The organism is Paraburkholderia strydomiana, assembly GCF_046030495.1.
Taxonomy (GTDB): domain Bacteria; phylum Pseudomonadota; class Gammaproteobacteria; order Burkholderiales; family Burkholderiaceae; genus Paraburkholderia; species Paraburkholderia strydomiana_A.
Map to the genome: position 1 here is coordinate 1 of NZ_JAQQCJ010000044.1, position 19,461 is coordinate 19,461.

Below are 19,461 nucleotides of genomic sequence, written 5' to 3' on the forward strand. Positions count from 1 at the left end.
CTGGTCCGTTCAGTGCTGCTCGAAACGCTCGTAGCGCTTTTCGGTCGAGCGCTCTTCGCCGGTCACTTCCGTCACGCGCGCCGCCGGCGGACCATGCCGCAGCCACGACAGCATCCGGTCCACCTGATTGGCCGGACCCTGCAGCATCGCTTCGACGGAACCGTCGTCGAGGTTCGCGACCCATCCCTTGATGCCGAGCGCGTGCGCCTGCCGCACTGTCGCGTGGCGAAAGCCGACGCCCTGCACCAAGCCGCGTACGTGCACGTGATACGTTTCGATCCGCTGATCCAGATCCGGGGCCATGCCGTCTTCTCCTCACAATCTTTCAAGCCGGCATTCTAGTCGCGTCGCGGCGAGGCTGCTCGGCGTCGTGCAGATTCGACGGCCTCTTCGCTGCCGTTCGAGATCCGCGGCACGCCACACCGGGTGCGCGCCACGTACAATCCGTCGACTGTCATGCAGGGAATGGAAACAGAATGACCGAACAGAATCGCGATCTCGTGCTCGTGACCGGCGCTTCCGGCTTCGTCGGCTCGTCGGTGGCGCGCATCGCGCAACAGAAGGGCTTCAAGGTTCGCGTGCTGGTGCGCGCCACCAGTTCGCGCCAGAACGTCGAGGCGCTGGATGCGGAAATCGTCGTCGGCGACATGCGTGACGAAGCGTCGATGCGCAACGCGCTGTGCGGCGTGCGCTATCTGCTGCACGTGGCCGCCGACTACCGGCTGTGGGCGCCGGACCCGAGCGAGATCGAGCGCTCGAATCTCGAAGGCACCGAGGCGACCATGCGCGCGGCGCTGAAGGAAGGCGTCGAACGCATCGTCTACACGAGCAGCGTGGCGACGCTCAAGGTGACCAGTTCGGGCCAGTCCGCCGACGAAACCTCGCCGCTCAAGGCGGACCAGGCGATCGGCGTGTACAAGCGCAGCAAGGTGCTGGCCGAACGCGCAGTGGAGCGGATGATCGCCGAGGACGGACTGCCGGCGGTAATCGTCAATCCGTCCACGCCGATCGGCCCGCGCGACGTCAAGCCAACGCCGACCGGGCGCATCATCGTCGAGGCGGCGCTTGGCAAGATTCCCGCGTTCGTCGATACGGGCCTGAACCTCGTGCACGTGGACGACGTCGCGGCCGGCCACTTCCTCGCGCTCGAACGCGGCAAGATCGGCGAGCGCTATATTCTCGGCGGCGAAAATCTGCCGCTTCAGCAGATGCTCGCGGACATCGCCGCGCTGACCGGCCGCAAGGCGCCGACGCTCAGTCTGCCGCGCTGGCCGCTCTATCCGCTCGCGATGGGCGCGGAAGCGGTGGCGAAGATCACGAAACGCGAACCGTTCGTCACCGTCGACGGCCTGAAGATGTCGAAGAACAAGATGTATTTCACCTCGGCGAAGGCGGAACGCGAACTCGGCTATCGCGCGCGGCCGTATCGCGAAGGTTTGAGCGACGCGCTCGAATGGTTCCGCGAGGCCGGCTACCTGAAACCTTAAGCACTGCATCAAGCTCGGCCCTCGCGCCGCACCGGACAATCCGGTGCGGCCGTAAGCATTTTGTTACAAGTCCCGCGTCCGCGACAGGTCAAAGCCTACGCGCAGCAGGTAAAATCGCGGGTCTTACCAGAGAAACCTCGCATGAATCTTCACGAACAGCTCGGCGCGCTGGAAATGGGCGTCGATCAGCTCATTCAGGCTGTCGTGGCCCAGCAGCCCGAAAACATCCCCGAGACACCCGCACAGAACGCAGCGCCGCACGCGCCTGCGGAGGACGTCGCGCCCGAATCCGTGGCGCCGACGCTTGCGTCTGAGACGGCCGCGCCCGCACTCGTCGAGGGCAATGCGGCGGTCTCCGATGAGCCGCCGGCGGAACAGCCGGCCGTGCAACTCCAGCCGACGCTGGAAATCGATCGCCCGTCGCAGGACGAGATCACGATGAAGATCGGCAACCAGATGGTTGCGCTGCGCCCGGACCAGATCGGCCGACTGATCGAGGAATTGTCGAACGCGCGCGCGTCGATGACGCTCGAGCAGCCGCCGGGCATCCCGCCAGGCTGGCAATTCGTCTCGACGAAGAACCCGGTCATGGCTGTGCAGAAGCAGTCGAACGGCGACCGCTTGCTGGTGATGCGCCATACCGGCCATGGCTGGGTGCCGTTCCAGTTTTCACCCGACGTGGTGATTCAGCTCTACATGCTGCTGACCCAGTGACATAAAAAAAGCGGCGCCGTAGCGCCGCTTTTTTTCATCCAATCGATTTCAACCGTGCCGCGTCAACGCTCCTGCACCGGCGCCTGAACCCGCGCCTTCCACTGACCGCCCTTGCCGCGCCAGTAACGCACCGCTGACGCGAAGGTCGCGCCGACATAAAACAGCGCCACCAGCGGCAGAAACGGCGCCCACAACGGCGAGCGGCGGTAGTAGCGGAGCATCGGCGCATACGCGCAGCACATCGCCGCCCACGCGAGCCACGCAGGCCAGCCCAACGGACCGAGCACCAGCGCGGCGACGGGCGGCATCAGATAGATGATCGTCATGCCGGCCAGCGTGCCGGCCAGCAACAGCGGCGAGTAATGCAACTGCGTAAAGGCGGTACGCGCGATCATGTTCCAGATCTCGCGCCAGCTATCGTACGGACGCAGTGACACGCTGCGCGCCGCCACATCCAGCCGGATCGGATGACGCCCCGTGCCGCGGTGTTTGATGCGTGCGGCCAGGCTGCAATCGTCGATCAGTTCGGCGCGGATCGACTCGATGCCGCCAGCCTCTTCGAGCGCGCTGCGCCGCACCAGCATGCAGCCGCCCGCCGCCGCCGCGGTGCGATTGCGCGGGTTGTTGACCCACGCGAACGGATACAGCTTCGCGAAGAAGAACACGAAGGCCGGGATCAACGCCTTCTCCCAGAACGAATCGCAGCGCAGACGCACCATCAGCGAGACGAGATCGCGCTTTTCCACATCCGCGCGGGCGACGAGCTGCTTGACCGCGTCCGTGGGATGGCCGATGTCGGCGTCGGTGAGCAGCAGGAAATCGGCGGGCAGGCCGAGCGTGTGCACCGCCTCGATACCCTGCGACTGGGCCCACACCTTGCCGGACCAGCCCGGCGGTAGCGGCTTCGCGCTCAATACGGTCAGGCGGTCCGGGCATTGCAGCTGCAGCGCGGCCGCGCGGGCGGCGTCGGCGGTGCCGTCGGTGCTGTGGTCGTCGACGACGATCACGTGGAACGCGCCGGCATAGTCCTGCTGCAGCAGCGTCGTGACCGCCTCGGCGATCACGTCCACCTCATTGCGGGCCGGCACCACGGCGGCCACCGCGGGCCACGTCGCGCGCGGCGCGACGCTCAGCGGTGCGGCGGGACGCGCCCGCCAGAAACCGCCGCGCCCGAGCAGCAGCACGCCCCAGATCAGCAGGGAAACACACGAAAGAACAAACAGAACCGCCGCCATTAAGCTTTACCCTCGATTGAATGCGCCTCGACGCCGACGCGCCGCGACAGCCGCATCACCACCGCGCGCAGCGCGACCACGCACCAGTCAAATGTGTTGAGCACCGGACGCTCGCGAAACACATCGTAGCCCGCTTTCTCGATCCGCTCGAGAAAGCGCAGCCCGCCATGCACGGCGACGCACAGCTCGATGCCGAGCCGCCCCGGAATCCGCAACGCGAGCGGCGCGCTGCGCACCAGCATGTCCCGCACGAACGACACTTCGTGCGTCATCAGCGCCCGCCAGGCGTCGTCGACGATGCCGTTGGCGATCTGCGACTCGGTCACGCCAAAGCGCCGCAAATCCGCGAGCGGCAAATACACACGGTCTCTTTTCCAGTCGGCGGCGACGTCCAGCCAGAAGCTGATCAGTTGCGACGCCGTGCAGATCGCGTCGGCGTCGGCGAGATTGTCCGGCGTGGCCGCGCCCACCAGATGCAGCATCAGGTGCCCGAGCGGGTTCGCCGAGCGGCGGCAATAGTCGAGCAGCGCGGCGCGGTCGCCGTAACGGCGGGTGCCGATGTCCTGCGCGCAGGCGTCGAGCAACTCGTAAAACGGCGCGAGCGGCAGCTTATACTGAGCCACCACGCCGGCGAGTTTGCCGAACAGCAGCGGATGAACCGGCGCCGCACGCCGCTCCGCCACCGCGTCGAGGCCGGCCCGGAGGTCGGCGAGACGGGCATGCCGCTCGACGGCGCTCCAGTCGCCTTCGTCGGCAATATCGGCCGCGGTACGGACAACCTGATAGATAATGTCAACTGGCGCGCGCAGCGCCTTCGGCAGCAGCACGCTCGGGATCGGAAAATTTTCGTACTGATCGACGTCCATCCAGCGAGCCTCGAAACCATTCTGTAATGCGGCTCGCTGATGCGCTCCGCAGGAACCTTGTAGTTTAAGGGTTCCGTCCAAGCGGTGCAGCGTGCAATCATTACCGCATGCGCGATCCATGCGGCCCAGCAAGGTAGGCCGCAGCTGCGGCAGGCGCCCCACACACAAGGGCGCACCAAAAGCAAAGCTGGCCTGATAGCGTTAGAATGCGCGTTTGGTTTTGCTGTACCGGCCCGTCGCCGGGGCTCAAGACGTCAACTAAATTAGATGGTCGCGGCGATAAAGTCAGATTTACCGACTTCTTCGAGACCCGCGTCAGTCGGAGTTCGCCAACCTATGCGAGTCATCCTTGCTCAGCCCCGCGGCTTTTGTGCGGGTGTTGTTCGCGCAATCGAAATTGTCGATCGCGCGTTACAGCAACACGGCGCGCCCGTGTATGTACGTCACGAGATTGTTCACAATCGCCACGTGGTCGACAATCTGCGCGAGAAAGGCGCGCGCTTCGTCGAGGAACTCGATGAAGTGCCACAAGGCGCCGTGGCCATTTTCAGCGCGCATGGCGTTGCCCAAACCGTCGAACGGGATGCAGAAGCGCGCGGCCTCGACGTGCTCGACGCCACCTGCCCCCTCGTCACCAAAGTGCACGTGCAAGGCCGTCAATATGTCGGCGCCGGGCGCACGCTGATCCTGATCGGCCACGCGGGGCATCCCGAAGTGGAAGGCACGATCGGTCAGATCCCCGGCAAGGTGCTGCTGGTGCAGAGCGAAGCCGAGGTCGCGCATCTGGACCTGCCGCTCGACACGCCGCTCGCGTATGTCACGCAGACCACGCTGTCGGTGGACGACACGCGCGGCATCATCGACGCGCTGCTGCGCCGGTTCACCAACATCGTCGGTCCCGATACGCGCGACATCTGCTACGCGACGCAAAACCGCCAGGCGGCGGTGCGCGAGCTGAGCAAGCAGGTCGACGTGCTGTTGGTGGTGGGCGCGACCAACAGTTCCAACTCGAACCGGCTGCGCGAGATCGGCAGCGAGAGCGGCGTGGCGAGCTACCTCGTGGCCGACGGTTCGGAAGTGAAGGCGGAATGGTTTGCCAACGTGCAGACCGTCGGCATCACGGCCGGTGCTTCAGCGCCGGAAGAGATGGTCAAGAACGTCATCGATGCGCTGAGCGCATTGGGCCCCGTCGATGTCACGACGATGGCCGGCCGTGAAGAAAAGGTCGAGTTCAAGTTGCCATCGAAGCTGATGCAACCACTCGCCGCACGCGAAGTTTGAGGAGGACATTTTGTCTATTCCGATGCTGCAGAAAGTTCGGGTCGGCGCATACATCATGCGTCAGCACGTCTCCGGCAACAAACGCTACCCGCTCGCCCTGATGCTGGAGCCGCTGTTCCGCTGCAATCTCGCCTGCAACGGCTGCGGCAAGATTGATTACCCGGACCCCATCCTGAATCAGCGTCTGTCGCTCGAAGAATGCCTCGGCGCCGTCGACGAATGCGGTGCGCCCGTGGTGTCGATCGCTGGCGGCGAGCCGCTGCTGCACAAGGAAATGCCGCAGATCGTGAAGGGCATCATCGCGCGCAAGAGGTTCGTGTACCTCTGCACGAACGCGCTGCTGATGGAAAAGAAAATGGACGACTACGAGCCGAATCCGTACTTCGTCTGGTCGGTTCACCTCGACGGCGACAAGGAAGCGCACGATCACTCGGTGTCGCAGGAAGGCGTGTATGAAAAGGCCGTGGCCGCGATTCGCGAAGCGAAACGCCGGGGCTTTCGCGTGAACATCAACTGCACGCTGTTCAACGACGCAGTGCCGGAACGCGTAGCCGCTTTCTTCGACACGCTGGGCCCGATGGGCGTGGACGGCATCACCGTCTCGCCGGGTTATGCGTACGAACGCGCGCCCGACCAGCAACACTTCCTGAACCGCGACAAGACCAAGCATCTGTTCCGCGAAATTTTCAAGCGCGGCAACAATGGCAAGAACTGGTCGTTCAGCCAGTCGGATCTGTTCCTCGACTTCCTGGCCGGCAATCAGACGTATGAATGCACGCCGTGGGGCAACCCGGCGCGTACCGTGTTCGGCTGGCAGAAGCCGTGCTATCTGGTCGGCGAAGGTTATGTGAAGACCTTCAAGGAACTAATGGAAACGACGGAGTGGGAAAAATACGGCACGGGCAACTACGAAAAGTGCGCCGACTGCATGGTGCATTGCGGCTTCGAGGCGACCGCCGTGATGGATACGGTTGCGCATCCGCTGAAAGCGTTGCGGGTGAGCCTGCGTGGTCCGAAGACCACGGGCGCTTTCACGAAGGACATTCCTTTGGGCAAGCAGCGCCCGGCTGAATACGTGTTCTCGCGTCACGTCGAAATCAAGCTCGACGAGATTCAGCGCAGCGGCAAGGGCAAGAAGGTGCAGACGGCTACCGCGCACTGATGAGTCCATGAGGCGGCCTCGCGCCGCCCCGGATTGCGCCCGACAAAAAAGCGCGGTGGCCGTCTGGCCACCGCGCTTTTTCTTTTGCTACCTGGAATCAGTTGGGCGTCAGGCGCCGCGCGCGTTGTGCGCAGTCAGGAACTTGATCAGCCCGTCGATCCCGCCCTTGGCGATCTGATCGGCGAACTGGGTCTGATACACCTGGATCAACCAGGCGCCCATCATGTTGATGTCGTAGATCTTCCAGCCGGACGGACCCTTGGTCAGCCGGTAGTCGATCGCGTCGTCGCCGCCGTTGCTGATAACGTGCGACTGCACGACGACGTCCGTCGCGCCGGCCGGCACGTTCACCGGCTGGAATTTGAACTTCACGTCCTGGTCGCGCAGTTGCGAAAGCGACGCGGCGTAAGTGCGCACCAGCAGCAGCGTAAACTGCTCGTACAGTTGCTTCTGCTGTTCAGGGGTTGCGCTCGACCACGCCTTGCCGACGGCGATCCGCGTGGTGCGCTGGAAGTCGGTGGCCGGCACGAAGCGCGTCTGGACCAGACCGGTGATCTTCGCCATGTCGCCGCCGCGCGCCTGGGGGTCGGCCTTCATCGCGGCGACCGTGCCTTCGACGGCACTTTTTACGAGTGCATCAGGCGCGGTTTGCGCATAGGCCGCCGTGGACACCACGGCCGCCGCCAGAAAAGCAGACAGATAACGTTTCATACGGTCGTCAGAACCTGAGAGAAGTAAGCGCCGACGGGCTTGCGAGCCCAAGGCGAAAGCAGGATAGACCAGTATATCGAGAATGCGTTCCCACCCCTGAAAGCCCTTGCGGGAGCCGTACTTGCTACCGAAGTCGGGTTAGAGCGCTCCGGCTCTGTATACTTGTGCACTTTCGTCAAAAACAACACCCGTGATAAGGCCACGTTCGCCTACATGCTGAAGTCATCTATTGTCCGTCTCGTCGCCTCTTCGGTGCGCCATCCGTATAGGATCATCGCACTGTCGCTCGTGCTCGCCGTTTTGAGCAGTTTCTATGTTGTGCACAACTTCAAGATCAACACGGACATCAGCCGTCTGATCGAGACCGACAAGCAATGGACGGCGCTCGAAAACGCGGTAAGCCAGGCCTTCCCGGATCGCGGCGACACCGTGCTGGTGGTGGTCGAAGCGCGCGCGCCGGAATTCGCCGACGCGGCCGCCAGCGCGCTGACCACTGCGCTCAAAGCCGACACGAAGGAATTCGTCGCCGTCTCGCAGCCGGCCGGCGGGCCGTTTTTCGAACACAACGGTCTGCTGTTCCCGTCCACCGACGAGGTGATGTCCACCACCTCGCAGCTCGTCCAGTCGCGTCCGCTCGTCAACGCCCTCGCCCACGATCCGAGCCTGACAGGCCTCGCCGGCACGCTCACCACGAGCCTGCTGCTGCCGCTGCAACTCGGTCAGGTGAAGCTCGCCGACATGAGCCACCTGCTGTCGCAAAGCGCGAACACGCTCGATCTCGTGCTGGCCGGCAAGCCGGCGGCATTCTCGTGGCGCGCCTTGGTCGACAAAAGCGCCGCTACCGATCCGGCGCGGGCATTCGTGATCGTGCAACCGATCGTCAACTACGACGCGCTGCAGCCGGGCGCGAGCGCGTCGAAAGCGATCCGCGACACGGCCGCGTCGCTGCACCTCGACGCGCGCTACGGCGCGACGGTCCGGCTGACCGGCGAACAGCCGCTCGCCGACGAAGAGTTCGCGTCGGTCCAGGACGGCGCGGTGCTCAACGGCATCGGCACATTCATCGTCGTGCTGGTGATTCTGTGGCTCGCGCTGCGCTCGGGCCGCATGATCGCCGCGGTGTTCATCACGCTGTTCGTCGGACTCGCGATCACGGCCGCGCTCGGCCTGCTGATGGTCGGCGCACTCAACATGATTTCGGTCGCCTTCATGGTGCTGTTCATCGGCCTCGGGGTCGATTTCGGCGTGCAGTTCGGCGTCAAGTACCGCGAGGAGCGCAACCGCGACAACCGGCTCTCCGCCGCGCTGATGCACACCGCACACAGCATCGGCGTGCCGCTGACGCTCGCGGCGGTCGCGGTCGCGCTGAGCTTCTTCTCGTTCCTGCCGACCGCGTATCGCGGCGTGTCCGAGCTGGGGCAGATCGCCGGCGTCGGCATGTTCGTCGCGTACTTCACCAACATGACGCTGCTGCCGGCCCTGCTGAAAGTCTTCAATCCGCCGGGCGAAGCCGGCTCGCCGGGCTTCAAGCAACTCGCGCCCGTCGACGATTTCCTCGACCATCACCGCCGCCCGGTGCTGATCGGCACGCTGATCGTGGTGATCGGCGCGACGCCGCTGCTCACGCATTTGCGCTTCGACTTCAACCCGCTGCATCTGAAGGATCCGCATACGGAATCGATGGCGACGCTGCTGTCGCTGAAGGATTCGCCGGAAGCCGCGGTCAACAACGTGCATGCGCTGGCGCCATCGCTCGACGAGGCCGAGCGCATGGCCGGGCGTTTGCGCGCGTTGCCGGAAGTGGGCAGAGTCACCACACTGAACACGTTCATCCCGACCGAGCAGCAGCAAAAGATGATGCTGATCGCGAGCGCCGCGCAGCAACTGCTGCCCGCGCTGCAGCAGCAACCCGCGCAGCAAGCCACCGATGAGGTGCGCGTCGCCGCGCTCAAGCGTGCGGCGAACCAGCTCTCGCTCGCCGCCGAGGATCACCCGGGCCCGGGCGCCGCCGAAGCCCAGCATCTGTCGGCGACGCTGCAAAAATTCGCCGCCGCCGACGCCGCTACGCGCGAGCGCGCCGAAACCGCGATGTCGCAGACGCTGCGCATCGCGTTGAAGCAACTGGAAAACCTGCTGCAGCCGACCGAAATCACGCGCGAGAATCTCCCCAAGGCGATCTCAGCCGCGTGGGCGTCGAAGGACGGCCGCGCCCTCGTCGACATCGCGCCGAAGGTCAAACCCGGCACCGATCCCGGCGACGACGCGATGCTCGCCCGCTTCGCCCACGCGGTGAAGAAGGCGGAGCCGGGCGCGATCGGCGGACCGATTTCGATCCTGCATTCGGCCGACACGATCATCAAGGCGTTCCTGCAAGCAGCCGGCTACGCGCTGCTGTCGATCGCCATCCTGCTGTGGATCGCGCTGCGGCGGATCGGCGACGTGCTGCGCACGCTCGTGCCGCTGCTGGTCTCCGCGCTCGTCACGCTCGAACTGTGCGTGGTGTTCGGCATGCCGCTGAACTTTGCGAATATCATCGCGTTGCCGCTGATGCTCGGCGTCGGTGTGGCTTTCAAGATCTACTTCGTGATGGCGTGGCGCAACGGCCAGACCGGCCTGCTGCAGTCGAGCCTGACGCACGCCGTGCTGTTCAGCGCGGCGACAACGGCGACCGCGTTTGGTAGCCTCTGGCTGTCGCACCACCCGGGAACGTCCAGCATGGGACGGCTGCTCGCGCTGTCGCTGTTCTGCACGCTGATCGGTGCCGTGGTGTTTCAACCTGTACTCATGGGCAAGCCGCGCCAACGTCGCGCGAAGCAAAAAGGAATATAAGCATGATGCTGCGTAACACCGCGCTGGCGCTCGCCGCTACGGGTCTGATCTCCGGTTGTGCGACCGGGCCCGACCGCAAGCCCGGCGACCCGTTCGAACCGATGAACCGGGTCGTGTTCAATTTCAACGACGGGGTGGACCGCTATGTCGCCGTGCCCGTCGCGAAGGGGTATCAGAAGGTGACGCCGCAGCCGTTGCGCACGGCGGTCAGCAACTTCTTCTCGAACCTCGGCGATCTGACCAACGCCGCGAATGCGCTGCTGCAATTGAAGTTCACCGACGCGACGGAAGACATCATGCGCTTCGCGTTCAACTCGGTCTTTGGTATCGGCGGCCTGCTCGACTGGGCGACGCCCGCCGGCCTGCCCAAGCACCATCAGGACTTCGGCCTGACGCTCGGGCACTGGGGCATTCCGTCGGGTCCGTATCTGGTTTTGCCGCTGTTCGGGCCGAGCACCGTGCGTGACAGCATGGGTCTCATCGTCGATGTGAAGTTCAACCCGCTGAACTACATGGAACCGGCGCTGCGCAATCCGCTGTATGTGCTGCAGTTCGTGAGCGTGCGCTCCGATCTGCTGGGCGCAAGCGACCTGCTGCAGCAAGCCGCGCTCGACAAATACTCGTTCGTGCGCGACGCGTACACGCAGCAGCGCCGCGCGCGTCTGCGCGGCACCAGCGACAACGCCGCGCCGCTGCCGAACTACGACGACCAGGGCGATTCGGGCGCGGCAGCGCCCGCCGCCGGCGCACCGGTAGGCTTGCCGAACTACGCCGACCCAGGTGACGCGGCCGAAGCCCCGAACGCGGCCTCCGGGGCCGCCACGGGCACGCCGGCAGGCGTGCCCAACTACACCGATCCGGGCGACACGCCGGCCAGCGGCGCAGCGGGCGCCGAACCGGGCGCGCCGGCAACGGCCCCGGCGCCTGCGTCCGCCACACCCGCGCCGTCGCCTCAAACCAACCCGGCCGACGACAAACAACCGGCTGAGGCACCGGTCGCGCAATAACGCAAGAAAGATGAGAGGCGGGAAAAGCGCTGAGGATGTACGAACGCGCTGCGGGACGCCCAGAACGGGCGTCCCGTAAAACTAGCCAGAAGCTGGCCACACCACCGAACGGGAATGCCGCATCACCTCGGCGTGCGGCGCAGCGGCCCCACCGCAACTCAAACCAACACCGGAGCTGATCGACTCTGCCTCAATGCAGGCTATCCGCTTCGACACGCGCGGCCACCCGCTCGTCTTCAACGGCAACCGGGCCTTGCGGCACCTGCCGCGAGCTTTCGCGGTAGTTGGCAAACGCCTCTTCGGCGTAACGGATCTGCGTGCGCCCATGAGGCGCGGGCTCACCCCTCTCATCCAGATTGACGAACACCATCTTCTCGACGGTCAGGATGCTTTTGCGCGTGATCTTGTTGCGCACTTCGCAACGAAGCGTGATCGACGTGCGGCCGAAATGCGTGGCAGTCATGCCGAGTTCGATGATGTCGCCCTGACGCGCTGAGCTGACGAAATTGATCTCGGACATGAACTTGGTCACGACCCGCTGATTGTCGAGCTGCGTGATCGCATAGATGGCTGCTTCTTCATCGATCCAGCGCAGGAGACTGCCGCCGAACAGCGTCCCGTTGGGGTTCAGGTCTTCGGGCTTGACCCACTTTCTGGTATGGAAATTCATTTGGCACTCCGTGTGTGAGGCGCCCGGGTTCATCGTCGGATAGCGACAAACCTAGGGTTAACACTGACATTGTACCAAGATAAGGGTTTTCCCTAGTATCTCAATAGCTACTGAATTACTTGCCGAGCGGCGGCCCCTGCGGAGCACGGCAACGCGCGGTTCGGGCCGCCGTCTTCACACGACAGCTGCGATCCGCAACGCCCCGGCCTCGCCCATTGCCCGGCGCGCCTGCACCAGCGAAGTCCGCGCGGCGCGGGCGTCGACGGCAACCTGAATCAGGCCGCCGAGTTGCGACGGCTGCCGCAACAGTTCCCGCAGAATCGGCCCGAGCGCCGTACTGCCGTCATCACGCAGTCCGGCCGTGGCGGCGGAAGGCAGCGTGCGCCAGGCCGGATCGACGATTGCGCGGCACACGGCAAACGGCACCCCATGCGCGGCGGCCATCGCGCCGGCGATGTGCGATTCCATATCCACCGCCAACGCACCGGTCGAGCGATGCAGCGCGCGTTTGTCGTCAGCCGATACCAACGGCGCGGCGACTGCTGCCATCAGACCACGCTGCAAACGCCCCGCAAGCGGCGCTGCCATCATCGCGGCGGCGAGCCTGTCCGCCCATTGCCGATCGGTTTCGTGCCGCCCAAACGGTCCCTCGACCGCGTTCGCGACGATCAGCGAGCCCGGTTCCAGATCCGGCGCCAGCCCGCCCGCCGTCCCGAAACTCACGATGCCCGAACAACCGCGCGCGACCGCCGTATTCAGCGCGCGCTCGAGCAGATCGGCGCGCGCCGCGTAGACCACCTCGACGCCCTCGCCGCGCGCGATCCGCGCTTCGAACGCCATGCCCGTCACCACGATCACCGGCAAGCTGCTGCGGCCGGCACCGGCTGACGGTGTTGTCGAAAACGGCATCCGTTACATCCCGACCGCGACGCGCGTGAGCCCGTTGCGCTTCAGATGACGGAACCGCGCCAACGCCCACAGCGGGAAGAACTTGCGATAGCCGTGGTAGCGCAGATAGAACACGCGCGGAAAGCCGGTTGCGGTGAAGCGCGTTTCGTCCCAGAGGCCATGCTCGCGCTGTTCGCGCTGCAAGTAGTCGACGCCGCGTGCGACCGCTTCGTGATTGACCTCGCCCGCCGCCATCAGACCCATCAGCGCCCACGCCGTCTGCGATGCCGTGCTCGCCGCGCGCTCATAGCCGCGATAGTCGAGCTTGTAGCTTTCGCCGCCCTCGCCCCAGCCGCCGTCGGGGTTCTGGATCGACAGCAACCACTGCGCCGCGCGTTTGATGCGCGGATCGTCGTGCGGCATGCCGGCGGCGTTCAGCGAACACAGCGCGGTCCACGTGCCGTAGATGTAGTTCAGGCCCCAACGGCCGTACCAGCTGCCGTCCGACTCCTGCTCCTGCAACATGTATGCGAACGCACGTTGCGCCGGCTCGCTGTTCTGCGGCAATTCACCGAGTTGCGCGAGCATCGACAGACACCGGCCCGACACGTCCGCAGTCGGCGGATCGAGCAACGCGCCGTGATCGGAGAACGGAATGTTGTTCAGGTAGTACTGGGTGTTCTCCGGCTCGAACGCGCCCCAACCGCCGTCGCTGCTCTGCATGCCCACCAGCCACTCGCGTGCGCGCGCAATGGCCTGGCGATCGGCCGTGGATTGCGTGATTGCCGCCGAGCGCTGCATCGCCATCACGACCACCGCCGTATCGTCGACATCCGGGTAGTGCGCGTTGTTGTACTGGAACGCCCAGCCGCCAGGCCGCACATTCGGCCGGCGCGAGACCCAGTCGCCGCGCACGTCGAGAATCTGCAACGGACGCAGCCACGCGAGCCCGCGTTCGGCCGCCTGCTCGGCATGCGCTTCGCCGGTTTCGAGCAGCGCGTGCGCGACGAGCGACGTGTCCCAGACGGGCGACAGACACGGCTGGCAATATGCTTCGTCATCCTTGATAACGAGCAACTTCTCGATCGACTGACGAGCGATCGCCCGATTCGGGTGATCGGCCGGGTAGCCGAGCACGTCGTACATCATCACCGAGTTCGCCATTGCGGGGAAAATCGCGCCGAGGCCGTCTTCGCCGTTCAGCCGTTCGTCGACAAAGGCGAGCGCCGCGCGCACCGCGCGCTCGCGGGTGGCTTTCGGGAACAGGCCGTCGACCGTGCGCAGCAGCGCGTCCACACCGCGGAAAAAGCCGAACCAGCCGGCATGCTGATGCGGCGCCCGGTCGTTCATGCCCGTGTTGACCGGCGCGCCACGGAACAACTCGTCGATGCGCACCTTACGCGGATTGCGCGCGAGCGGGCGCTTCGCGTTGAGCACCAGCAGCGGCACGATGACCGTACGCGCCCAATACGACACCTTCGACAGATGGAACGGGAACCACATCGGCAACAGCATGATCTCGACGGGCATCATCGGCACCGCTCGCCACGACACCACGCCGAACAGCGCGAGCAGAATCCGCGTGAAGACGTTGACGTTTTCCGCGCCGCCGTGCGCGAGAATCGCTTCGCGCGCGCGGACCATGTGTTCGGCGTCAGCCGGGTCGCCGATCATCTTCAGCGCGAAGTACGCCTTCACGCTCGCGCTGATGTCGAGCGCGCCGTCGGTGAACAGCGGCCAGCCGCCATTGGGCAACTGGATGCGGCGCAGATAGCGCGCGATCTTCTGTTCGAGTTCGAGGTTCGGCGTTTCGCCGAGATAGTGAACCAGCAGCACGTATTCGGCGGGAATCGTCGCGTCGGCTTCGAGTTCGTAGACCCAGTGGCCGTCCGGCTGTTGCGCGGCGAGGATCGCATCGGTCGCGCGCGTGATCGCGGCGTCGAGCGATACGCTCGACGCCAGCGGCGCGGCGTTCGCTTGCGTGTCGGCAGCGGATGCGTTCGGCACATTCAGCGCCGGGTCGGCGAGTTCGGGCAGGACGTCGTCCAGCGGCTGGGCTTGAGATAAATCGTTCATCGGCGTTCCATCGGTTCATTCAGCAACGTATCCGCGGCCTTCTGGCCGGAGCGGATCGCGCCTTCAATCGTCGCGGGCAGGCCGGTGGCCGTCCAGTCTCCCGCGAGCATCAGGTTGTTCCAGCGAGTGCGCGTGCCCGGACGCAGCGTTTCCTGGTCCGGCAGCGCAGCAAACGTCGCGCGTTTTTCCATCACGACCTGCCAGAGCGGCAGCGGCGTGGCGGGCAGATCGACGGCCCGCGCCACTTCGGCCCAGACGGTGCTCGCGAGCGCTTCGTGCGGCATGTCGAGCAGCCGCTCGGCCTCGTTGAGCGTGACCGACAGGCGCCCGTCGAACGCGAACAACCATGCGGCCGTCGCGTTCAGCAGCGTGGTGATCGGCGGCAAACCGAACGGCGGCTCGACTGCGAAGTGCACGTTGACGGTCGCCGCGAAACGGTTCGGCGCGCGCAGACCCGGCACCACGCCCGGCGCGATCTCCGGCGGCAGGGCGAGAATCACCGCGTGGTTCGCTTCGAGCGCGACGCTTTCGTCGACGAAATTCAACGCCTGCACGCGAGCGCCGTTGGCAGCGAAGACGATTTCCGTCAGCCGCGAACCCAGCTTGATGCTCGCGCCGCCATGCTGCAGCAAACGCAACGCGGGATCGACGAACGCACTGCCGAGGCCATTGCGTGCGATCAGCGGCCGGCATGCGAGGCCGCCGGCCAGCAAGGTCTCGCGCACCATCGCGCCGGTCAGTTCCGCCGACGCATCGCGCGGCTCCAGATTCAGCATCGCATGAAACAGCGGTCTCAGCAGACGGTCCCACAGCGGGCCGTTGCAGCGCATGGTCTGCGCAAGGCTGCGGCCCGGTTTGGCGAACAGCAGCGGCACGAGCGAAAGATAGTCGCCCGGATCGGTGTTCGGCACGCGCGCGTTCGGGTCGAAGATCCACCAGGGCACGTGTCCCGGCGACAGGCGCACGGTCCAGCGCGCCCGCGTGGCGAGGTCCATAAACGGAAACTCGGCTTGCGACGGGCCGACCAGTTCGTCGGCGGCACCGATCGCCCGCACGTAGTTGAGCGTCGCGGCATTGCCCGAAAGCACGACGTGATTGCCGCTGTCGAGGGTCGTGCCCAGCCGGGTGTCGTAGTACGAACGGCAGCGGCCACCCGCCTGGGGCGCCGCTTCATGCAGCACGACTTGCGCGCCGCGCCGCTGCAACTGCACTGCGGCGGCGAGGCCCGCGAGGCCCGCACCGACCACATGTACGAGCTTCGGCATCAGGTCAGGAGAGCACGTAGCGCGCGACGATCCACAGCATGCGCAGCTTCGGCTTGCTGACCTTCGTACGCGGAATGTCGAAGCCCCGTTCCAGCGTGCGTTCGAGCAGCAGGCGATAAACACCCGACATGATGCGCGGCGCCTTCACCTGATTGCGCGGCTCGCGATCCATGATGGCGTCGGACGCGGCGAAGTGTTGCTGCGCGCGCTCGGCGAGCGTGGCGCACACGCGCGGCAGCGACGGATCGTCCGCGATCTGCATGGGGTTCGTCACCGCGATGCCTTCGCGCGCCAGCAGTTCATGCGGCAGGTAGCAGCGGTTGATACCGGCGTCTTCGTCGATATCGCGCAGGATGTTGGTCAGTTGCAGCGCGCGGCCCAGATGGTGGGCGAGCAAACGGCCGGGCTCTTCCTGCATCCCGAATATTCTCACCGATAGACGGCCCGCCGCACTGGCGACGCGGTCGCAGTAGAGGTCGAGCGTGGCTTCGTCGGGCGCGCAGATGTCGGCGGCGGCGTCCATCGCCATGCCGTCGATCATCGCGTGAAAATCTTCACGCTGCAGGTGGAACGTGTGAATGTGCCGCGTCAGCGCGCGCAGCGATGCGCGCGGCGCGCCCGCGTAGCACGCGTCGATGTCGGCGCGCCAGCCCTCGAGCGCGGCGGCACGTTCGGCGCGCGGCATGTCGCTGTCGGCGATATCGTCGACAGCGCGGCAGAAGGCGTAGACCTGATACATCGCATCGCGCTGCGCAGCCGGCAGGATGCGCATGGCGAGATAGAACGAACTGCCGGACGTGGCGGCAGCGGCGTCGATTTCTGTATCGTCCACGACAAGATTGGAAACAGCCAAGACGATCTCCGCAGGAGGCGCCCGCTGAAAGGCGTTCAATGAGGTTTTGTGCTTACCCGCAGGGCAGGTAGCCCACGCGCGCGGACGCGCGCGAAACAGCCGGCCAGGAGGCCGGAAACGGCGAAAAGTATATCAACGTTTGCGATAGGCCGCAGTTTTGAGGACGATTTAAGGGCGGGAAGGGCGGGGCGGGAGCGAGGCGCCCTCAGCCGAACGCGACCGAGCGGTTGCGTCCTTGCCGCTTCGCGCTATACAACGCCGCATCGGCCTCGTTGATCAGCACGTCGTACGCCGGCACGCCCTGACGCGCCGCCGCGCCACCGACGCTCGCGGTCACCGGCACGCTCGTGCCCAGCACTTCGACCGGCGTATCGGCGATCACGGAGCGGATCTTGTCCGCGACGCGCATTGCGTCGTCGAGCGGCGTGCAGGGCAGCAGCAACGCAAACTCCTCGCCGCCGAAACGCCCGAAGGTATCCTGCGCCCGCACCACCTCGGCGACGCGCTGCGCCATCACGCGCAACACCGTATCGCCGACGCCGTGGCCGAACTGATCGTTGATCTTCTTGAAGTGATCGAGATCGAACAGCAGCATCGACATGTCGCCGCCGTAGCGCTGCCAGCGCGTGAATTCATCGCGCAGACGCGCTTCGAAGAAACGGCGGTTGGCGATGCCCGTCAGGCCGTCACGGTCCGCGTACTCCTGCAACTTGGCGACCGCCTCTTCGCGCTCGCGCTGCACGATGCTCACGTGCGTGACGTCCGAGATCGTCACGCACACGGCGACCACTTCGCGATCGCGTGTGAGCGGCATGAACGTGCAGTCCTGCTGCATGAAATCGACCCCGCCGGTGATCGGGCGGTCATGGTCGAACCGGAACAGATACGGCCGCTGCTCCCACGAGCTGAACGCAAAACTGCCGAGCTGAAACACGCTTTCGATCTTGCGCGACAACCACACGCGCGGCAGCTCCGGAAAGTGCGTGAACAACGACTTGCCGACCACCTGTTCCGGCGACAGACCACTGTGGTCCTGCATGAAGCGGTTCCACATGAGCACGTTCATCTCGCGGTCGAGCACGAAGATGCCAAAACCGACACGCTCGACCACCAGGTCGCTCAACGAATCCACGGATACATTCATAGGCTGGACAACAGCGCGTCGAGCGCTCCGTTCATGTGGCGAATCGATTCTTCGGCCATCAGCATGACCAGGTGCGCGCGGAAGCTCTGATCCTCCAGCGCGAAATTCACTTCGACCAGCAGCGCGACCTGCCACTGCAGCACGCCGGGCTGAAAGACCTCGTCGAGCGTCATCGTTTCACCGAGCACACCCGGCGCGGAAAACACCGGCGTGCGGCCGAGCTGGTCGAGAATCGACGACACGCATGCGCCCGTCAGCACGTTGGCGACGTCGAGCATCAGTTCCTTCTGGCTCACCGCCTCGTAGCTCGAACGCGCGTACGGATCGCTGACGAGCGAGCACAGCTGCGCGATGCTGTCGCTGCGGCAGATCACCAGCGCCTCGCCCTTGATGTCGGAGCGAAAACCCTGACGCACCGCGCTCACCGTGTCGTCGATCCCGGTCATCTCGCGCAGCGCCTCGGCTGCCTCGCTGAGCGCCACCAGCCGCACGCGCGGCACGGACAGTTCGATGAACGAATCGAGCAGCCGCGCGAGCCGCGTCGCGGCCTGGCCCATCGCCAGATTGGCGACCTCCTGCAGCGCGTCGCGCTGATCTTCGGTGAGGACTGGCTCAGACATACAACCCGTACTCCTTGAGGATGGGCAGTACCGCCTCGGGCGTCACGGGCTTGGCGATGAACGCGGCGGCGCCGAGCGCGCGCACGCGCGCCTGGGCCATCGGTTGAACATCGGCGGAGACGACGATGACGAAGGTGTTCAGATCCTCATGCTGCAACGCTTCGAGCACCTGGTAGCCGGTCATGTCCGGCATCGTCAGGTCGAGGAACATCACCGACGCCTTGCCCTCGCGGTACAGACCGAGCGCCTCGCGCCCGTTCGATGCGTAGGACACGTCGACATCCCAGTCCGGCGGCAATGCCTTGGTGAGCACCTTGCGGGCAAGCAACGAATCGTCGGCGATCACAATGGGCAAGGGCATGGGCGGGTCGAAAAGCGGAATTATCTCTTACGCATAACGGCGCGTAGAGGCGGTTTCTTTAGCGCGAGGTCTGTCGACCCGCGGCAAAGTGCGGTGAAGCCTGCGAAAGCGCAGGTTGCGAACGAGCGGGGAGCGTGCGCGGCGACGCGCGGTTGGCGAATCCGGTCCGCCTGCATGAATGCGAGCGCGCACCGTGGACGACGGCTATGACCGGCATGTTCGAGCCTACCCCGTAGATCAATCTGTGCGGCTCGATGGATCAGGCTGGTCCCTTGGCCGCGCGTGGCGCCAC

Annotated in this window: 18 protein-coding genes; 6 read left to right on the forward strand and 12 right to left on the reverse strand. The window is 65.3% G+C overall.

Annotated elements, in window-relative coordinates; translation table 11 throughout:
* Positions 1-9 precede the first annotated feature (9 nt).
* Positions 10-303 (reverse strand): acylphosphatase, encoded by a 294-nt coding sequence (locus PQQ53_RS33805; RefSeq protein WP_408141938.1) that lies wholly within the window; start codon positions 301-303, stop codon positions 10-12.
* 173 nt (positions 304-476) lie between these two features.
* On the opposite strand from PQQ53_RS33805, the gene hpnA reads away from it, so the two are divergent.
* Both hpnA and PQQ53_RS33815 read left to right on the forward strand, forming a co-directional pair.
* Entirely contained in the window at positions 477-1,487 is a 1,011-nt protein-coding gene (gene hpnA, locus PQQ53_RS33810) for a hopanoid-associated sugar epimerase (protein ID WP_408328919.1), read from the forward strand.
* 141 nt (positions 1,488-1,628) lie between these two features.
* Positions 1,629-2,201 carry a hypothetical protein gene (locus tag PQQ53_RS33815; RefSeq protein WP_408328922.1) on the forward strand — a complete coding sequence of 191 codons (573 nt, stop codon included), beginning with the start codon at positions 1,629-1,631 and terminating at the stop codon, positions 2,199-2,201.
* Positions 2,202-2,263: 62 nt separating this feature from the next.
* Here PQQ53_RS33815 and PQQ53_RS33820 read toward each other — a convergent pair whose 3' ends face one another.
* Entirely contained in the window at positions 2,264-3,436 is a 1,173-nt protein-coding gene (locus PQQ53_RS33820; protein ID WP_408154620.1) for a glycosyltransferase, read from the reverse strand.
* Positions 3,436-4,302: a squalene synthase HpnC gene (gene hpnC / locus PQQ53_RS33825; RefSeq protein WP_408328925.1), complete on the reverse strand. Its 867-nt coding sequence runs from the start codon at positions 4,300-4,302 to the stop codon at positions 3,436-3,438. Before hpnC ends, PQQ53_RS33820 begins: the two co-directional genes overlap by 1 nt.
* Before the next feature lie 336 nt (positions 4,303-4,638).
* Here hpnC and ispH point away from each other — a divergent pair, with 336 nt between their 5' ends.
* Both ispH and hpnH read left to right on the forward strand, forming a co-directional pair.
* On the forward strand, positions 4,639-5,583 hold the full coding sequence (gene ispH, locus PQQ53_RS33830; protein WP_408141929.1) for a 4-hydroxy-3-methylbut-2-enyl diphosphate reductase: 945 nt from the start codon (positions 4,639-4,641) through the stop codon (positions 5,581-5,583).
* A 10-nt stretch (positions 5,584-5,593) separates the two neighbouring features.
* Positions 5,594-6,745, forward strand: a complete 1,152-nt coding sequence (gene hpnH, locus PQQ53_RS33835; RefSeq protein WP_408328929.1) for an adenosyl-hopene transferase HpnH — start codon at positions 5,594-5,596, stop codon at positions 6,743-6,745.
* A 108-nt stretch (positions 6,746-6,853) separates the two neighbouring features.
* Here the strand turns inward: hpnH and PQQ53_RS33840 are convergent, their stop codons facing one another.
* Positions 6,854-7,456: an MlaC/ttg2D family ABC transporter substrate-binding protein gene (locus PQQ53_RS33840; protein ID WP_408141926.1), complete on the reverse strand. Its 603-nt coding sequence runs from the start codon at positions 7,454-7,456 to the stop codon at positions 6,854-6,856.
* Between the two features lie 213 nt (positions 7,457-7,669).
* Here PQQ53_RS33840 and hpnN point away from each other — a divergent pair, with 213 nt between their 5' ends.
* Positions 7,670-10,285: a hopanoid transporter HpnN gene (hpnN, locus tag PQQ53_RS33845; protein WP_408328932.1), complete on the forward strand. Its 2,616-nt coding sequence runs from the start codon at positions 7,670-7,672 to the stop codon at positions 10,283-10,285.
* Between the two features lie 2 nt (positions 10,286-10,287).
* Positions 10,288-11,292 carry an MlaA family lipoprotein gene (locus PQQ53_RS33850; protein WP_408328935.1) on the forward strand — a complete coding sequence of 335 codons (1,005 nt, stop codon included), beginning with the start codon at positions 10,288-10,290 and terminating at the stop codon, positions 11,290-11,292.
* A gap of 190 nt (positions 11,293-11,482) precedes the next feature.
* Here PQQ53_RS33850 and PQQ53_RS33855 read toward each other — a convergent pair whose 3' ends face one another.
* The 8 genes from PQQ53_RS33855 to PQQ53_RS33890 all read right to left on the reverse strand — a co-directional run bounded on the left by PQQ53_RS33855 (position 11,483) and on the right by PQQ53_RS33890 (position 19,169).
* A complete protein-coding gene (locus PQQ53_RS33855; protein ID WP_408328938.1) occupies positions 11,483-11,962 on the reverse strand; it encodes an acyl-CoA thioesterase in 480 nt (159 codons plus the stop codon).
* Between the two features lie 174 nt (positions 11,963-12,136).
* The gene (locus PQQ53_RS33860; protein ID WP_408154616.1) at positions 12,137-12,871 is read right to left on the reverse strand and encodes a phosphorylase; all 735 of its coding nucleotides are present in this window, start codon (positions 12,869-12,871) and stop codon (positions 12,137-12,139) included.
* 3 nt (positions 12,872-12,874) lie between these two features.
* Complete coding sequence (gene shc, locus PQQ53_RS33865; RefSeq protein ID WP_408328941.1) at positions 12,875-14,926, reverse strand: squalene--hopene cyclase; 2,052 nt, start codon at positions 14,924-14,926, stop codon at positions 12,875-12,877.
* Positions 14,923-16,191, reverse strand: coding sequence for a hydroxysqualene dehydroxylase HpnE (gene hpnE, locus PQQ53_RS33870; RefSeq protein ID WP_408328944.1), 1,269 nt, complete (start codon positions 16,189-16,191; stop codon positions 14,923-14,925). Before hpnE ends, shc begins: the two co-directional genes overlap by 4 nt.
* 4 nt (positions 16,192-16,195) lie before the next feature.
* Complete coding sequence (hpnD, locus tag PQQ53_RS33875; protein ID WP_408328947.1) at positions 16,196-17,044, reverse strand: presqualene diphosphate synthase HpnD; 849 nt, start codon at positions 17,042-17,044, stop codon at positions 16,196-16,198.
* A 205-nt stretch (positions 17,045-17,249) separates the two neighbouring features.
* Positions 17,250-18,188 carry a sensor domain-containing diguanylate cyclase gene (locus PQQ53_RS33880; protein WP_408141911.1) on the reverse strand — a complete coding sequence of 313 codons (939 nt, stop codon included), beginning with the start codon at positions 18,186-18,188 and terminating at the stop codon, positions 17,250-17,252.
* Positions 18,185-18,808, reverse strand: a complete 624-nt coding sequence (locus tag PQQ53_RS33885; protein ID WP_408141909.1) for a chemotaxis protein CheC — start codon at positions 18,806-18,808, stop codon at positions 18,185-18,187. Before PQQ53_RS33885 ends, PQQ53_RS33880 begins: the two co-directional genes overlap by 4 nt.
* On the reverse strand, positions 18,801-19,169 hold the full coding sequence (locus tag PQQ53_RS33890; RefSeq protein ID WP_168663191.1) for a response regulator: 369 nt from the start codon (positions 19,167-19,169) through the stop codon (positions 18,801-18,803). The genes PQQ53_RS33885 and PQQ53_RS33890 overlap by 8 nt, the downstream gene beginning before the upstream one ends.
* Positions 19,170-19,461: the final 292 nt, after the last annotated feature.

Excerpts from the sequence above, each read along its gene's own strand:
- PQQ53_RS33880 (WP_408141911.1), bottom strand. The coding sequence starts at position 18,188 with ATGAATGTATCCGTGGATTCGTTGAGCGACCTGGTGGTCGAGCGTGTC.
- ispH (WP_408141929.1), top strand. The coding sequence starts at position 4,639 with ATGCGAGTCATCCTTGCTCAGCCCCGCGGCTTTTGTGCGGGTGTTGTT.
- hpnN (WP_408328932.1), top strand. The coding sequence starts at position 7,670 with ATGCTGAAGTCATCTATTGTCCGTCTCGTCGCCTCTTCGGTGCGCCAT.
- PQQ53_RS33855 (WP_408328938.1), bottom strand. The coding sequence starts at position 11,962 with ATGAATTTCCATACCAGAAAGTGGGTCAAGCCCGAAGACCTGAACCCC.
- shc (WP_408328941.1), bottom strand. The coding sequence starts at position 14,926 with ATGAACGATTTATCTCAAGCCCAGCCGCTGGACGACGTCCTGCCCGAA.
- PQQ53_RS33850 (WP_408328935.1), top strand. The coding sequence starts at position 10,288 with ATGATGCTGCGTAACACCGCGCTGGCGCTCGCCGCTACGGGTCTGATC.
- PQQ53_RS33885 (WP_408141909.1), bottom strand. The coding sequence starts at position 18,808 with ATGTCTGAGCCAGTCCTCACCGAAGATCAGCGCGACGCGCTGCAGGAG.
- PQQ53_RS33860 (WP_408154616.1), bottom strand. The coding sequence starts at position 12,871 with ATGCCGTTTTCGACAACACCGTCAGCCGGTGCCGGCCGCAGCAGCTTG.
- PQQ53_RS33840 (WP_408141926.1), bottom strand. The coding sequence starts at position 7,456 with ATGAAACGTTATCTGTCTGCTTTTCTGGCGGCGGCCGTGGTGTCCACG.
- PQQ53_RS33815 (WP_408328922.1), top strand. The coding sequence starts at position 1,629 with ATGAATCTTCACGAACAGCTCGGCGCGCTGGAAATGGGCGTCGATCAG.
- hpnC (WP_408328925.1), bottom strand. The coding sequence starts at position 4,302 with ATGGACGTCGATCAGTACGAAAATTTTCCGATCCCGAGCGTGCTGCTG.
- PQQ53_RS33805 (WP_408141938.1), bottom strand. The coding sequence starts at position 303 with ATGGCCCCGGATCTGGATCAGCGGATCGAAACGTATCACGTGCACGTA.
- PQQ53_RS33890 (WP_168663191.1), bottom strand. The coding sequence starts at position 19,169 with ATGCCCTTGCCCATTGTGATCGCCGACGATTCGTTGCTTGCCCGCAAG.
- hpnA (WP_408328919.1), top strand. The coding sequence starts at position 477 with ATGACCGAACAGAATCGCGATCTCGTGCTCGTGACCGGCGCTTCCGGC.
- PQQ53_RS33820 (WP_408154620.1), bottom strand. The coding sequence starts at position 3,436 with ATGGCGGCGGTTCTGTTTGTTCTTTCGTGTGTTTCCCTGCTGATCTGG.
- hpnE (WP_408328944.1), bottom strand. The coding sequence starts at position 16,191 with ATGCCGAAGCTCGTACATGTGGTCGGTGCGGGCCTCGCGGGCCTCGCC.